The following is a 12,416-nucleotide window of genomic DNA, read 5'->3' as shown; positions in this document are numbered from 1 at the left end:
GCGCGGTGATGAACGCGCGCTTTCTGCCCGCACCGGGCGAGCTGCACCTGATCGACGGACGCATGATGCACCTGCACAGAAGCGGTCCCAAGGACGTCGATCCCGCCCTGCCCACCGTGGTGATCGAGGCGGGCGGCGGTGCGGCTTCGCCGATCTATGCGCGGCTGCAGCAGGCGCTTGCGGCGAAGTACCAGGTCTGCACCTACGACCGCGCCGGCATGGGCTGGAGCGAGGTGGACGACGCGCCATTCGACGGCGAGCGCAATGCGCGAAGGCTGCACGCCCTGCTCGCCGCCGCCGGCGTGAACGGCCCGATCGTCCTGCTCGGCCACTCGCTCGGCGGGTTGCTGATCCGCGTCTACGCGGGCCTGTACCCCGAGCAGGTGGTCGGCCTGATGATGCTCGACGCCAGCCATCCCGACCAGTTCGCGATCTACGATGATGTTCCCGTCGAGCACATCGCCGCCGAGCGCGAGAACCGGCTCAAGTTCCGCGCCGGAGGCCCCCCACCGGCAGGCCTTCAGCAGATGGAAGCCCTGTTCGCCGACATGCCGCACGTGGTCGAGCAGATGATCGCCACGTACCGCCCGGAATCGGTCGATGCGTCCGTGGCCGAACTTCGGGGCCTGAGCCACGTGGCCCGCCAGGCGGCCGCATCGCCCGATCTCGGGGACCGGCCGCTCTCCGTGCTCTGGGCGCAGCCCCAGCCCGTGCCGTTGCCTCCCGGCATGGAGGGCGTCGCCGAGGTGCAGAAGCGCTGGCCCGGCTATCAGAAGGCCCATGCCGCGCTGTCGACCCGGGGACGGGAGATGCTGGTCGAGGGCTCGGCCCACATGACGCTGGTGTTCATGCCGCCGTTCGTGAGCCAGGTCGCGCATGAGGTCGACCGTTTGATGGAGCAGATAGGAGGCCTGCAGTGAACCTGGCATTGGAAAGCACGGAGCTGACGCTGGCCGACGTGGCCACGCCCGCGCTGGTTCTGGACAGCGCGGTGCTGGAGCGCAACTGCGAGGCCATGGCCCAGCGCGCCGCGCGCCATGGCGTGGCCCTGCGCCCGCACCTGAAGACCTCCAAGTCGGCCGGCGTGGCGCGGCTCGCGACACGCGGCCAGCCCGGCGGCGTCACGGTGTCCACCGTGGCGGAGCTGGACTATTTCGCGTCACAGGGGTTTCTGGATCTCACCTATGCCGTCGGCATCAGCGCCGGCAAGATCGAGGCGCTGGACCGCATCCAGCGCCGGTACGGAGCGCAGATCACGCTGCTCGCCGACCAGGTCGAGGCCGTGCGTGCGGCCGCGGCCCGTGCGGACGCATTGGGCGCACGCTTTGCAATGCTGATCGAAATCGACACCGGCGGCGGCCGCGGCGGCGTCGCGCCCAGCGACCCGGAGTTGCTCACCATCGCCCGCGCAATCCAGCAGAGCGATGCGTTCACTCTGCTGGGGGTGCTGACCCATGCGGGCCACAGCTATCACGCCCCCGGCCTGGAGGCCATTCAACGGATCGCGGAAGACGAGCGCGCCGGCGCGGTGCGCGCGGCGGAGCGCCTGCGCGGCCAGGGCATGGAGGTGAGCGTGGTCAGCGTGGGGTCGACGCCCACGGCGGTCTACGCCACCCGGCTCGATGGCGTCACGGAGATGCGTCCCGGCGTGTACACGTTCTTCGACCTGGACCAGCAGGCCCGAGGTGTCTGCCGCATGGAAGACATCGCCCTGTCGGTGCTGGCCACCGTGATCGGCCACAACCCCCGCTCGGGACGCGTGCTGATCGACGCGGGGGCACTGGCCCTGTCCAAGGACCGCTCCGGCGATGAATTTCGCGACGACCTCGGCTTCGGCCTGGTCTGCCCCATCACGGGCGGTGCGCCGTGGCCCGGGCTGCGCGTGGCCGACGTGCACCAGGAACACGGCCTGCTCGCCACCGATGGCGCGCCGCAGGCCCTGTTCGATGCACTACCCATCGGCAGCCGCGTGCGCATCCTGCCGCATCACGCGTGCATGACGGCCGCCCCCTATGACCGGTACCACGTCGTGCGTGGAACCGATCAACGGGTGAACGCCGTCTGGGGTAAGGCCCGGGGGTGGGTGGAGGGTGCGTGAGATCCGCCTTGAAACCGATCTCGAGCGGCCCACGTCAGGTGCAGATCGACACCACCTGCGCGGGCTGCTTGCTGAGGCTCAGGTAGACATGCCCCACCCCGCTGTCGAAATAGGCGGCCTCATGCTTGTTGAGGTCCACGACCTCGCCGCTTTCGAAAAGAAGGCGCACCTTGCCCGAGAGCACCATCACGAACTCCTGCCCTTCGTGCCGGATGGGCTCCGAGAATTCGTCCATTTCGCGGGCGTTGATCATCGCCACCAGCGGCTGCATCTTCTTGTCGGGAAAGGCACCGCAGAGCACGCTGTACTCATACTGCTCGGTCTCGTAGCGCTGCACGTCGTCAAAGCGGTCCTTCACCACGGTGGGCCGCGCGGCCTTCGGGTCGTCCACCGGGTCGCCCGACATGAACAGGCGGGTCATGTCGATGTCGAGCGCACTGCCCAGTTGCAGCACCTTCTCGTAGCTCAGGGCAATCTGGCCGCGCTCTGCCTTGGAAATGGTCGATACCGCCAGGCCGCTGCGCGCCGCCACCTGCTGCAGCGTGAGATCCCGCTCCTTGCGGGCCTTGCGGATCTTGGCCCCCACCTCGTGCTTGCCGGCATGGGGGCCGCCGACGGCTGAACCACCCGCCGTTCCGGAAAGCACCTGCGCAAAGACTTTATTGACCGTGGTCTTGACAATGGGTTTGGACATGAAGCCCATTTTATTCTGCCGCCAGTCAGGCGCTCGCGTCGCCGTGCCGTGAAACGGGCTGCACCAGCGGCCACCTGGGCCAGCGTATCCGCTGGTAGCTGAGCGTTCCCAGGTCCAGCGTCACCACCCCCGGGGCGCTCACGTAGATGACGTGCGCCGCGACCTTGCTGAACGAGGCATAGAAATGCTGCGAGGACTTCACCACCACGATCTTCCTCTCGCGGAGATCGCAGCCAAGCTGGGTGAAGAGGTCCGTTCCCATGGCCTGCTTGCGGCTGGTCGCCAGCACGATGTCGATGCCGCCCGCGGAGACCAGCGCGCAGTCGCCCATGAAGTCGGGCGTGTTGGACAGGCCGCTCATGACAAGCCCCTCCTTGAGGCACTTCACCTCGCAGTCGAGGTCGAGCGGATCGCCCGAGAGCGGACCGATCTTGCCGCCGATGCGCAGTTTCAACCGGGCGCCCTCGCCGGCATCGAATGCGATGCGCACGGCGATCGGATCCCAGATCGGGCCGATGGCCGCATTGCCGATGCCGCGCTCCAGCATGCGCCGGAGGATGAAGGTCGAATCGCTGGCCGCGCCGCCGCCGGGGTTGTCCGCGCCATCGGAGAGCACGACAGGGCCGCCCTCGAAACCAAGCGCTGCGTCCAGCGCGGCGTCGATGCCCGGCGCGGGCACCGCCAGTTGCTCGCGCATCGCGAAGAGCTCGTCCGCCAGCCCGCGCGCAAGCGACCGCGCCCTCTCCGGCTGGCCGTCGGTGTAGACCAGGACCTTGGTTCCCATGTCCGGCACGTCCCCCCATGCAAAGCCGTGCGCGATCGAGATGGACAGCACGCCCTCCTTGCCCTCCAGCCGCTGGATGCGGTCGACGAAGCTCCGGGCAGGTTCGCGCGTGGTGTGGATCGTGGTGATCATCTCGCAGTCCACCAGCGAGGCGGCCGGACGGATCTTTCCTTCCACCATCTGCGCGCAGAGATCGACCAGCTCCAGGCCGCGCTCCAGGATGTCGTCGTGCGGATACTCCTTGAACGCAACGATCATGTCGGCCTTCTCCACCATGGCGGGCGAGAGGTGGCAATGCGGGTCGATCTCGACACCGATCACCACGTCCTTGCCGACCAGCCTGCGGACATGCTCCAGCACGTCGCCCTCGCAGTCGTCGTAGCCATCGGCCACCATCGCACCATGCAGCCCGAGCAGCACCATGTCCAGGGGCAGGGCCTGGCGCAGGTCCTCCAGCAGCTCGGCGCGCAGTGCCTCGTAGGCCTGCCGCGTGACGATGCCATTGGGCTGCGCACCCGCGACGACCCCCTCGAAGAGCTGCCAGTTCCTTTCCGCACCGCGCAGGCGCGCGGCCCAGAGCGGGCCCGCGTAGATCGTCATGTGGTCGGGATGGGTGCCCGCCGGGTAGTAGCCGAAGTCCCTGAACGAAGCCAGGCCCGTGGGCATGGGTGCGAAGGTGTTGATCTCGGCGGCGAGTGTGGCGGTGAATACGCGCATGTCGATGGATCCCTGGTTGCGATGGTCGGGCGAGGCTCAGCGTCTTGCCAGAGACGCCCTGCCGGGCGACAGCATGTCGGCCGTGAGGCCGAAGCCGGCGATCCGCTCGGGCACGCCCAGCCCCCGGACCAGCGACGCACAGGTCTCGCCCATCGCCGCGGAGGTCTGTATGCCGTACCCGCCCTGCGCGACGAGCCAGAAGAAGCCCGGCGCGGCCGCATCGAACCCGCCCACCAGGTCCCCGTCGGAGACGAAGGAGCGCAGGCCGGCCCAGGTGCGGTCCGGACGGCGGATGGTCAGCGTCGTGGCCTCCTCGATGCGGTGGATGGCAAGGGCGATATCGAATTCCTCCGGCTGCACATCATGCGCGCTGGTCGGATCGGCATTCGCGGGAGAGCCCAGCAACATGCCGGCGTCGGGCTTGATGTACCAGCTTTCGTCGATGGCGTTCACCATCGGCCAATGGGTGGCATTCATGCCCTGCGGCGGCGCGAACACCATGGCCGAGCGGCGGCAGGGCTCCAGCCCCAGTGGCGCCACGCCGGCCAGCGAGGCGATGTGATCGCCCCAGGCACCGGCGGCATTGACGACCACCCGTGCCGAGTAGTTCCGGCCGCCCGCCGTGACCTGCCACACACCGGCCCCGTCGCGGGCCATGCCCGTGACCTCGGCGTCGCAGACCAGCACCCCGCCCGTGCGGCGCATGCTGCGCAGAAAGCCCTGGTGGATGGCATGCACGTCCATGTCGGCCGCGCCGGGCTCGTAGACGGCCGCCGCCACATGCTCCTCGCGCAGGACGGGAATCATCTCGCGCGCCTGTTCGCCCGTGAGCTGCACCACGTCGGTGCCGAGCGGGCACAGCTCCTCCCAGTGCGCCTGAAGCTGTGGAAGGTTTTCCTGGCTGCTGATCGTCATCGCTCCGCGTGGCGTGAGCAATGGGTAGTCCGAAAAGCCCTCGGGCGGGTGGTCGAAGAACTGGCGGCTTGCACGCGTCAGCACACGGACCTGCTCGGTGCCGTAGCTCTCCATGTACAGGGCGGCCGAGCGGCCCGTGGAGTGGTACCCGGGCATCGACTCGCGCTCGAGCATGACCACCTTCCCGTGCGGTGCAAGCCAGTGCGCGAGCGACGCGCCCGCAATGCCGGCGCCGATGATCAGAAAGTCTGCTTCCATTTCAGAGGAGGCATTTGGTGTCATGGTATGTGGTTTTTCTAAAGTCATTTTTTTAAGAAAGAGGGGGACACCTTGCCGCGCAGGTCGAGAGGAGCGGCAAGGCATCCCGCCAATTGTCGCGGCGGGCCGGCCTGCCCGCCGCTCATTCATTCACTCATTCATTCAATCCGGAAGTTGAACTCCTGCCTCGCCACCACTTCCACTTCCGCGGACGTGTTGCACTCATAGCGCATCACGGCGTTTCGCACCGACGAGTAGTAGACCTTGGGCCCGGATACGAAATTGACATCCGAGACCCGCCCGCCCTTGATGTGAATCTGGGCTACGACGATGCCGCTGATGCCATCGTTCAGCGCCTTGCGCGGAATCTCCGGACGCACCTGCCGCGGGCACACCACCGCAATGTCGTCACGCGCCACGGCGGGCGGCGCAGGCGGTGCCGGTGGTGCGGGGGGAGCCGGCGGCGCCGGGGGCGCACGCACGGGCTCCACGCTCTGCACCGCGGTGATGGCCGGGGCCTCGCTCGCCGGTGCAGGCACGGCCGGTGGCGGTACATAGGACTGCTTGGGCGGCGGCGCTGCCACCTTCTGCTCCACGCGCACGATCTTCTTCGGCGGTGGGGGCGGAGGCGGAGGTGGTGGCGGCGGCGGCGGTGGGGTCTTCACCTCGGCGATGATGGTCGCATCCATCGTCTTGGGCTGTGCCTTCTCGGACTTGCGTGCCAGCCCGGCGACGAGCGCCCAGCCCACCAGCAGATGGAAGACCACCATCACGGCAATGCCCACGGGGCCGAAGCGTGACTTGGGTTTGAAGTCGTTTGTCAGGTGATTCATGGTACGAACTGCTCCGAGCCGACGATGCCGAGCTTGGTGAGCCCCGCGCGTTGCACAGACGTCAGCAGGCCGGCCACGACCGCGTACTGGGCCTTGGCATCGGGGCGCAGGTGCACCTCGGGCTGCTCTGCCTGCGCGGCCACCTGCGCGAGGCGCCGCTCCAGGTCTGCCGGGTTGTCCACCACTTCGCTGTTCCACAGCACATGGCTGCGCTCATCCACCTCGAGGCGCAGCACCTCGGGCTTGATCTCGCTGGGCGGAGGGTTTCCGACGGGCATGTTGATCTTCACCGCGTCGAGCTGGATCGGGATCGTGATGATCAGCATGATGAGCAACACCAGCATCACGTCGATGAGCGGCGTGGTGTTGATGTCCATCATGGGCTCCTCGGCCGCCATGCTTTCGCGGCGGCCTGCTTTCTTCCTGGTACGCATGGCTGTACTTCCTCAGTTGCGCGCGGGGGGCTCGGTGATGAAACCCACCTTCGCAATGCCCGCGGACTGGCACGCATAGATGATCTTCCCGACCGGCTCGTACTCGGAGCGCCAGTCACCGCGGATGTGCACCTCTGGCTGGGGCTTCATGGCCGCCACCCTGGTGAGCTTCTGCACCAGCGCGGGAACGTCCTTGACCGGGGTGTCGTACCAATAGAGCTTTCCTCGTGCATCGACGGAAATCACCACGGTCTCCGGTTTGCTTTCGCGCCGTTCGCTGCGCTCCTTTGGAACGTCGACCGGCACGGAGTAGTTCACCACCGGAATGGTGATCAGGAAGATGATGAGCAGCACCAGCATCACGTCGACCAGCGGCGTGGTGTTGATGGCCGATATCGCCTGTTCCTCGTCTCCGCCGGCCGATGCAATGTTCATTCCCATGATTCACCTCCCGTCAAGCGCGGCAGCGCGTTATCGCTTGGCACTGCTGGAGAGGATCAGGGAGTGCAGTTCGCCGCTGAACTCGCGCACGCTGTCCATCACGCCGACGTTGCGGCGCAGCAGCCAGTTGTAGCCCAGCACGGCGGGCACGGCCACGGCGAGACCGATGGCGGTCATGATCAGCGCCTCGCCCACCGGGCCCGCCACCTTGTCGATCGAGGCCTGGCCGGCCGCACCGATCGCCGTCAACGCGTGGTAGATCCCCCAGACCGTGCCGAACAGGCCCACGAACGGCGATGTGGAACCCACGGTGGCCAGCAGGGACATGCCGTTGGAGAGGCGACGGTTCACGCGCTCGGTGGCACGGTGCATGTTCAGGTCCACGAAGTCCGCAAAATCCACCTGGCCGCGCAGGCCGTCATGCTTCTTCGTGGCGTTGAGCGCCGACTCGGCGACAAAGCGGAACGGACTGCCCTCCGCGAGTTGCGCGGCGCCTGCGCTCACGCTGCCGGCCTCCCAGAACGAACCATCGACCGCGCGTGCCTGGCGGCGCATGCGCGACTGCTCGGCGAGCTTGACCACGATGACGTACCAGCTGCTCATGGACATCAGCACCAGGATGGCGAGCACGGCCTTGGCCACCAGATCGCTCTGGTTCCACAGCGACACCACGCCATACGGGCTGTCCGCATGCGACGCCCCGGCGGGTGCAGCAGCCACTGCGGCCGCCGTTGCCGATGCGGCCGTAGCCGCCGCCACCGGCTCGCCCGGCGTGCCATCGGCAGCCGCGGCAGCCGCGGTGGTTGCGGTGGATGCGGTGGCGGCAGCCGGCGCGGCCGAGGTCTGCGCCGTTGCCGCGACGGGAGCGCCGGACAGGCAGGCCGCCAACACGAGGACCAGGGGGGATACACCGGCGAGAAGCCGCTTGGTGAGTTGTGCAAACATGAAAAGGTCTCCTAATTAATCATTCATTCGATGGCAGGCTTCATGCAGCCGCGACGGATCGGTCGAGCATGGCGTCCAGCACGGAGACGATCCTCGCGACGAACTGGGGCATCACTACGATGCTCATGTGCGTGGCCTCGGGGATCTGCTCGATATGCGAACGGCTCGACAGCGCGGCCAGGTCCTTCTGGAACCCAGGCCACTTTTCCTGCGTTTCCCGCAGAGCGTCGGGAGCGCCCGCGGGAACCGGCGTCGCCACCCACAGCACCGCCATCGGGCGATCACCCAGGGCGGGCGAGGCCGCGGTCTGCCTTGCCACGTTCCCGAGGCCCCGGAGTTCATCCAGCACGGCATCGATGACCTCTGGCCTGTAGGTCGCAACCATCTGTTCGATCACCTGGGGCAGGTCCCCGAACATCGCCTGGATCATGGCCAGCTCCGCCGGCGTGGTGCCCTGCGTCTGGAACTGGATGCGCTTCTGCCGCTCGGCCTCCAGCAGCGCCTGCGTCGATGCGACCAGCTCCCAGGACTGATCGGGGTGGCTGGAATCCAGCATCATCACGCCCGCCACCTGGTCGGGATACAGGCCCGCGTAGACGCGGGACAGCATGCCGCCGAGTGAGTGCCCCACCAGGACAATCGGCCCGGTGATACCGGCTGCTTCGAGCAGGGCATGCAGCCTTCTGGCGTTTCTGACGGCGTCGATCGGACCGGCGCTGTCGCGCTCGCTCCATCCAAGGCCGGGACGGTCATAACTCACCACGCTGTATTTCCTGGCAAGCTCATGCTGCAGGCGGCCATAGAGCGCCTGACCCGTGCCCGCGCCCGCCTCGATCACGACGGTGGGCAGGCCCGTGGTGCCCGCCATGGGACCACTGCGCTGAAGATGCAGCCTGATTCCATCAATGGTGTGGAACTCACCCGCTGCACGGGTAGGTGTGTGGGTCATCGCGGGACCTCCTTCCGTGAAATCCGGCGCCTCGAGGCGAGGCCAGTAGTTGAGGTCTCGGGCGCGATAGGGCAGGTTCGCAAAGTCGTAGCTCTTGGCTCCGGGAATGGAGACGTAGAGCACCTTCTTCGATATCGGCGCGAAGGCGGCATGGAAATGCTGCGCTGACTTCACGACGATCAGCTGCTTCGATGCAAGATCGATGCCGAGCCCCGTGAACAGGTCCGGGGAGAAGGTCTGGCTGCGGCGGCTGATGATGACGATGTCCACGCCGTTGGCCGCACGCACCCATGCACTCGTGCCCAGCGGCGTGCGGACTCCGCCCTCCGATTCGAGGCCGGACTGCGTGTAGTCGTGCCGCACACCCATGACCGTGACGGTCAGGTCCACCGGGTCGCCCGAGGCCGGGCCGCACTTGCCGCCAAGGCGCAGTTCGAACGTCGCGCCCACGCCCGCATCGCTGCACAGTTGCACCGCCCCCAGGTCCCAGAACGCGCCGATGGCGACACTCCCGATGCCCTTGTCGATCAGGTTGCGCAGGATGTAGGTGTTGTCGCTGGTGGCACCGCCGCCGGCGTTATCGGCGACATCGGCCAGGGTGACCGGACCGCCCTGCACCTGCGATGCTTGGGCAAGCGCCTGCTCGAGCGCCATGACCGGGGCACCGATCGCCTCGCGCAGGGCCCAGAACTCCTTGCCGAGCTGCTGCGCAACGGTGGCCGCCAGCGCGGGGTTGTTGTCGGTCACCACCCAGAGCTTGGCGCCCGCCTCCGGCACGTCGCCCCATGGAAAGCCGTGGCCCAGCGATACCGACAGCACGCCCGGGATCTTCTCGGCCTCGATCATGCGGCGCACGAATCCCGCCATCGGCTCGCGTGTGGTGTGCCACAGGCCCACCATGCGGCAGTCGTGGACGGCCATCACCGGCTTCACGCTGCCCTCCGCCGCATCGACCACGATGCGCGCCAGCTCCATCATGCGCGCCATGGAGTCGGTATGCGGATACTCCTTGTAGGCGACGATCACGTCGCTGCTCTCGTGCATGAGCCGCGTGTAGTGGCAGTGCAGATCCAGCTCCACGCCGATGGGCACCTCGGGGCCCACGATGGCGCGCACCCTGGAGATCAGGTCGCCCTCGCAATCATCGTAGCCGTCGGCCACCATCGCGCCGTGCAGCGCGAGGATCACGCCGTCGATCTTGCCCGCCCTGCGCAGGTCGTCCAGGATCTCGTCGCGGAGTTCCTCATAGACGCTGCGCACGGTACGGCCCAGCGGCTGGGCGAACGCAAGAAGGCTCTCGACCATCTGATGGCCCTCGGCCGCCAGCATCTCGCGCAGGCGCAGCGGAAACACGCCGTAGCCCCTGGCCGCCCTGGTGCTCGCATCGCCATGGTAGATGCCGTACTCCTCGAAGCTGCCCCGGCCCGTGGGAACGGACACGAAGGTATTCGTCTCGGTCGCCAGGAATGCCGTGAAGAACTTCATTTCCGTTCTCCGATGCGGTGCATGCACACGTTGCGCGAGCGCGCCGTCGACAGGCGCAATCCCGTGGCTGCGCCGGTGGCATCGTCACAGTCCACAAACACCGTGACCCGGCCCAGGCGCGACAGCAGCGCATCGCTCGATACGAGACTCAGGACCCTGTCCGAGAGAATCTCCAGCGTGCCCTCGACGCTGCCATAACGACCGCGCACGGCGGCCTGCAACCGGCCATCGGCCAAGGTGATCTCCGCGGTCGCATCCAGGTCCGCGCCATGGTATGAACCGACCAGCCGGGGCGCCAGTTCTGCTGCGGTGGGTGGTGTCTCAGGCAACAGTTCGTAGCTCACCGCCACACCGGCCTCCTTCACCTCCAGCACGTGCGGCGCCTGCGCCTTCTGCACCGCGGATGCGCTGAACTCCATGTCGCTGATGGCGATCTCCTGCACGCCGACCCAGACCCGGTCCCCCGCGTGGTGCATGGGAACGCCCGGGGCGCTTTGCCAGGAGAGCGTGATCTTTTCCTCGGCCTCGCCGAAGCGGATCAGCCCCCCTTCCTCCTGCGCTGCATAGTTCCTGCCCACGATGGCGGGGAAGGCACTGGCAGACGGGCGGACTTCATGCCTCTCGGGCAGCGCATCCCCCAGCACCAGGTCGACGATCTTCAGCGCGAGAGCGCCGGGATGCAGCGGCGCACCATTCACGAGAATGACGATGTCGAGCCCATGGCTGGGCACGGTGAGCATCTGCGACGTAGCGCCCAGAACAGCCCCCGAGTGATGGATGATGTCCACGCCACGGTAGGGATGGCGCGACAGGCCGAAGCCATAGGCCACCTGCGCACCGGAATCGAGTGTCGTGGGCGCATGCAGCGAAGCCCAGGTCCCGGGCCTGCCCACGATCTTCCTGTCACCACGCAGGTGTGCCAGCCAGCGCAGCATGTCATCCACGGTGGACACCAGCGAGCCACCTCCCTCCAGCTCGCATGGATACACGCCATGCCTCCAGCCTCCACCCACCTTGGGGATGTACCGGTCGGCAAGCCCCCGGACCACGTCATGGTCGGTGGGGACCGACTGCGTATCCGGCATGTCCAGCGGAACGAACAGGCGCCGGGTCAGGAACTCGTTGTAGCCCATACCGCTCACGCGCTCGATGATCTTCGCCAGCATGTGGTAGCCCCCGTTGCTGTAGGCCATGCGCGTGCCCGGCTCGAAGTTCAGCGCGCTCTGGCGCTGCATGGCCGGCATTCCAGTGCCCGGTTCATGGAACACCAGGCCGTTGCTCATCGACCAGAGCTCGTCATACGAGCGCCAGCCCCCCGTGTGCGTCAGCAAGTGCGCGATCGTCGGCCCCTTGTCGCTCAGCATCGGAAACTCCGGCAGGTGCTTCTGCAACGGATCGTCCAGACGCACCAGTCCATCCTCCACGAGCAGCAAGATGCCCATGGCGGTGAAATGCTTGCTGGTCGAGGAGATCCGCACACGCGTGGCCGGCGTGTTCGCCACGCCATGTTCCAGGCTGGCCATGCCGACGGCCTTGCGGTAGATGACCCGGCCATGAAGCGCAACAGCGACGATCGCACCGGGACTGTCTGTGCGGTCGCAGGGCTCGAGCAAGGCGTCCAGCGCTTTCAGGTGCGCGCTGGCCATCGCGGATATTTCTGCCTGGGAGTGGTTCATGGCGTTCAAGACCTTCTGAGATTTCAAGGAGAAAGGGGTGGGTTCACATTGACGTCAGCGACCGAAACACCTTTCAGGAACCCGCGCTCACGGGCCACGGCTTGCGCCGCCACACCATCGGACATCGCTACTGCCAGTCAAATTTATCCAATACGAAAATTATCTCATTGGAAAATTTTGCACCACT

At 67.0% G+C, this 12,416-nt stretch carries 11 protein-coding genes; 2 read left to right on the top strand and 9 right to left on the bottom strand.

Translation table 11 applies throughout. The features are described from left to right. The first annotated feature begins 8 nt into the window (after positions 1-8). Both H9K76_RS23365 and H9K76_RS01200 read left to right on the top strand, forming a co-directional pair. Positions 9-920 (top strand): alpha/beta fold hydrolase, encoded by a 912-nt coding sequence (locus tag H9K76_RS23365; RefSeq protein WP_343066360.1) that lies wholly within the window; start codon positions 9-11, stop codon positions 918-920. Further along, entirely contained in the window at positions 917-2,098 is a 1,182-nt protein-coding gene (locus H9K76_RS01200; protein WP_223196269.1) for an alanine racemase, read from the top strand. Before H9K76_RS23365 ends, H9K76_RS01200 begins: the two co-directional genes overlap by 4 nt. 34 nt (positions 2,099-2,132) lie before the next feature. Here the strand turns inward: H9K76_RS01200 and H9K76_RS01195 are convergent, their stop codons facing one another. From H9K76_RS01195 to H9K76_RS01155, 9 genes are all read right to left on the bottom strand, one after another. Then, positions 2,133-2,792 carry a helix-turn-helix domain-containing protein gene (locus H9K76_RS01195; protein ID WP_187597798.1) on the bottom strand — a complete coding sequence of 220 codons (660 nt, stop codon included), beginning with the start codon at positions 2,790-2,792 and terminating at the stop codon, positions 2,133-2,135. Between the two features lie 25 nt (positions 2,793-2,817). Further along, positions 2,818-4,293 carry a M81 family metallopeptidase gene (locus tag H9K76_RS01190; RefSeq protein WP_187597797.1) on the bottom strand — a complete coding sequence of 492 codons (1,476 nt, stop codon included), beginning with the start codon at positions 4,291-4,293 and terminating at the stop codon, positions 2,818-2,820. Positions 4,294-4,329: 36 nt separating this feature from the next. After that, complete coding sequence (locus H9K76_RS01185; protein ID WP_187597796.1) at positions 4,330-5,490, bottom strand: NAD(P)/FAD-dependent oxidoreductase; 1,161 nt, start codon at positions 5,488-5,490, stop codon at positions 4,330-4,332. A gap of 134 nt (positions 5,491-5,624) precedes the next feature. Then, complete coding sequence (locus H9K76_RS23570) at positions 5,625-6,299, bottom strand: energy transducer TonB (protein WP_187597795.1); 675 nt, start codon at positions 6,297-6,299, stop codon at positions 5,625-5,627. After that, entirely contained in the window at positions 6,296-6,733 is a 438-nt protein-coding gene (locus H9K76_RS01175; RefSeq protein ID WP_246475236.1) for an ExbD/TolR family protein, read from the bottom strand. Before H9K76_RS01175 ends, H9K76_RS23570 begins: the two co-directional genes overlap by 4 nt. 12 nt (positions 6,734-6,745) lie before the next feature. Continuing rightward, a complete protein-coding gene (locus H9K76_RS01170; RefSeq protein WP_187597794.1) occupies positions 6,746-7,174 on the bottom strand; it encodes an ExbD/TolR family protein in 429 nt (142 codons plus the stop codon). Positions 7,175-7,204: 30 nt separating this feature from the next. Further along, entirely contained in the window at positions 7,205-8,119 is a 915-nt protein-coding gene (locus H9K76_RS01165; protein ID WP_187597793.1) for a MotA/TolQ/ExbB proton channel family protein, read from the bottom strand. 40 nt (positions 8,120-8,159) lie between these two features. After that, positions 8,160-10,553: an alpha/beta fold hydrolase gene (locus tag H9K76_RS23640; protein WP_187597792.1), complete on the bottom strand. Its 2,394-nt coding sequence runs from the start codon at positions 10,551-10,553 to the stop codon at positions 8,160-8,162. After that, complete coding sequence (locus H9K76_RS01155) at positions 10,550-12,229, bottom strand: serine hydrolase domain-containing protein (protein WP_187597791.1); 1,680 nt, start codon at positions 12,227-12,229, stop codon at positions 10,550-10,552. Before H9K76_RS01155 ends, H9K76_RS23640 begins: the two co-directional genes overlap by 4 nt. Positions 12,230-12,416 lie beyond the last annotated feature (187 nt).

Origin of the sequence: Diaphorobacter ruginosibacter, from assembly GCF_014395975.1 — a bacterium.
In the GTDB taxonomy this organism is placed as follows: domain Bacteria; phylum Pseudomonadota; class Gammaproteobacteria; order Burkholderiales; family Burkholderiaceae_C; genus Diaphorobacter_A; species Diaphorobacter_A ruginosibacter.
The sequence above is the reverse complement of the archived record's forward strand: the minus strand, read 5'-3'. Positions and strand labels throughout refer to the sequence as shown.

What these genes read in the sequence shown, in the direction of transcription:
- H9K76_RS23365 (WP_343066360.1), top strand. Translation starts at nt 9, where the DNA reads ATGAACGCGCGCTTTCTGCCCGCACCGGGCGAGCTGCACCTGATCGAC.
- H9K76_RS01195 (WP_187597798.1), bottom strand. Translation starts at nt 2,792, where the DNA reads ATGTCCAAACCCATTGTCAAGACCACGGTCAATAAAGTCTTTGCGCAG.
- H9K76_RS01190 (WP_187597797.1), bottom strand. Translation starts at nt 4,293, where the DNA reads ATGCGCGTATTCACCGCCACACTCGCCGCCGAGATCAACACCTTCGCA.
- H9K76_RS01185 (WP_187597796.1), bottom strand. Translation starts at nt 5,490, where the DNA reads ATGACACCAAATGCCTCCTCTGAAATGGAAGCAGACTTTCTGATCATC.
- H9K76_RS23570 (WP_187597795.1), bottom strand. Translation starts at nt 6,299, where the DNA reads ATGAATCACCTGACAAACGACTTCAAACCCAAGTCACGCTTCGGCCCC.
- H9K76_RS01175 (WP_246475236.1), bottom strand. Translation starts at nt 6,733, where the DNA reads ATGCGTACCAGGAAGAAAGCAGGCCGCCGCGAAAGCATGGCGGCCGAG.
- H9K76_RS01170 (WP_187597794.1), bottom strand. Translation starts at nt 7,174, where the DNA reads ATGGGAATGAACATTGCATCGGCCGGCGGAGACGAGGAACAGGCGATA.
- H9K76_RS01165 (WP_187597793.1), bottom strand. Translation starts at nt 8,119, where the DNA reads ATGTTTGCACAACTCACCAAGCGGCTTCTCGCCGGTGTATCCCCCCTG.
- H9K76_RS23640 (WP_187597792.1), bottom strand. Translation starts at nt 10,553, where the DNA reads ATGAAGTTCTTCACGGCATTCCTGGCGACCGAGACGAATACCTTCGTG.
- H9K76_RS01155 (WP_187597791.1), bottom strand. Translation starts at nt 12,229, where the DNA reads ATGAACCACTCCCAGGCAGAAATATCCGCGATGGCCAGCGCGCACCTG.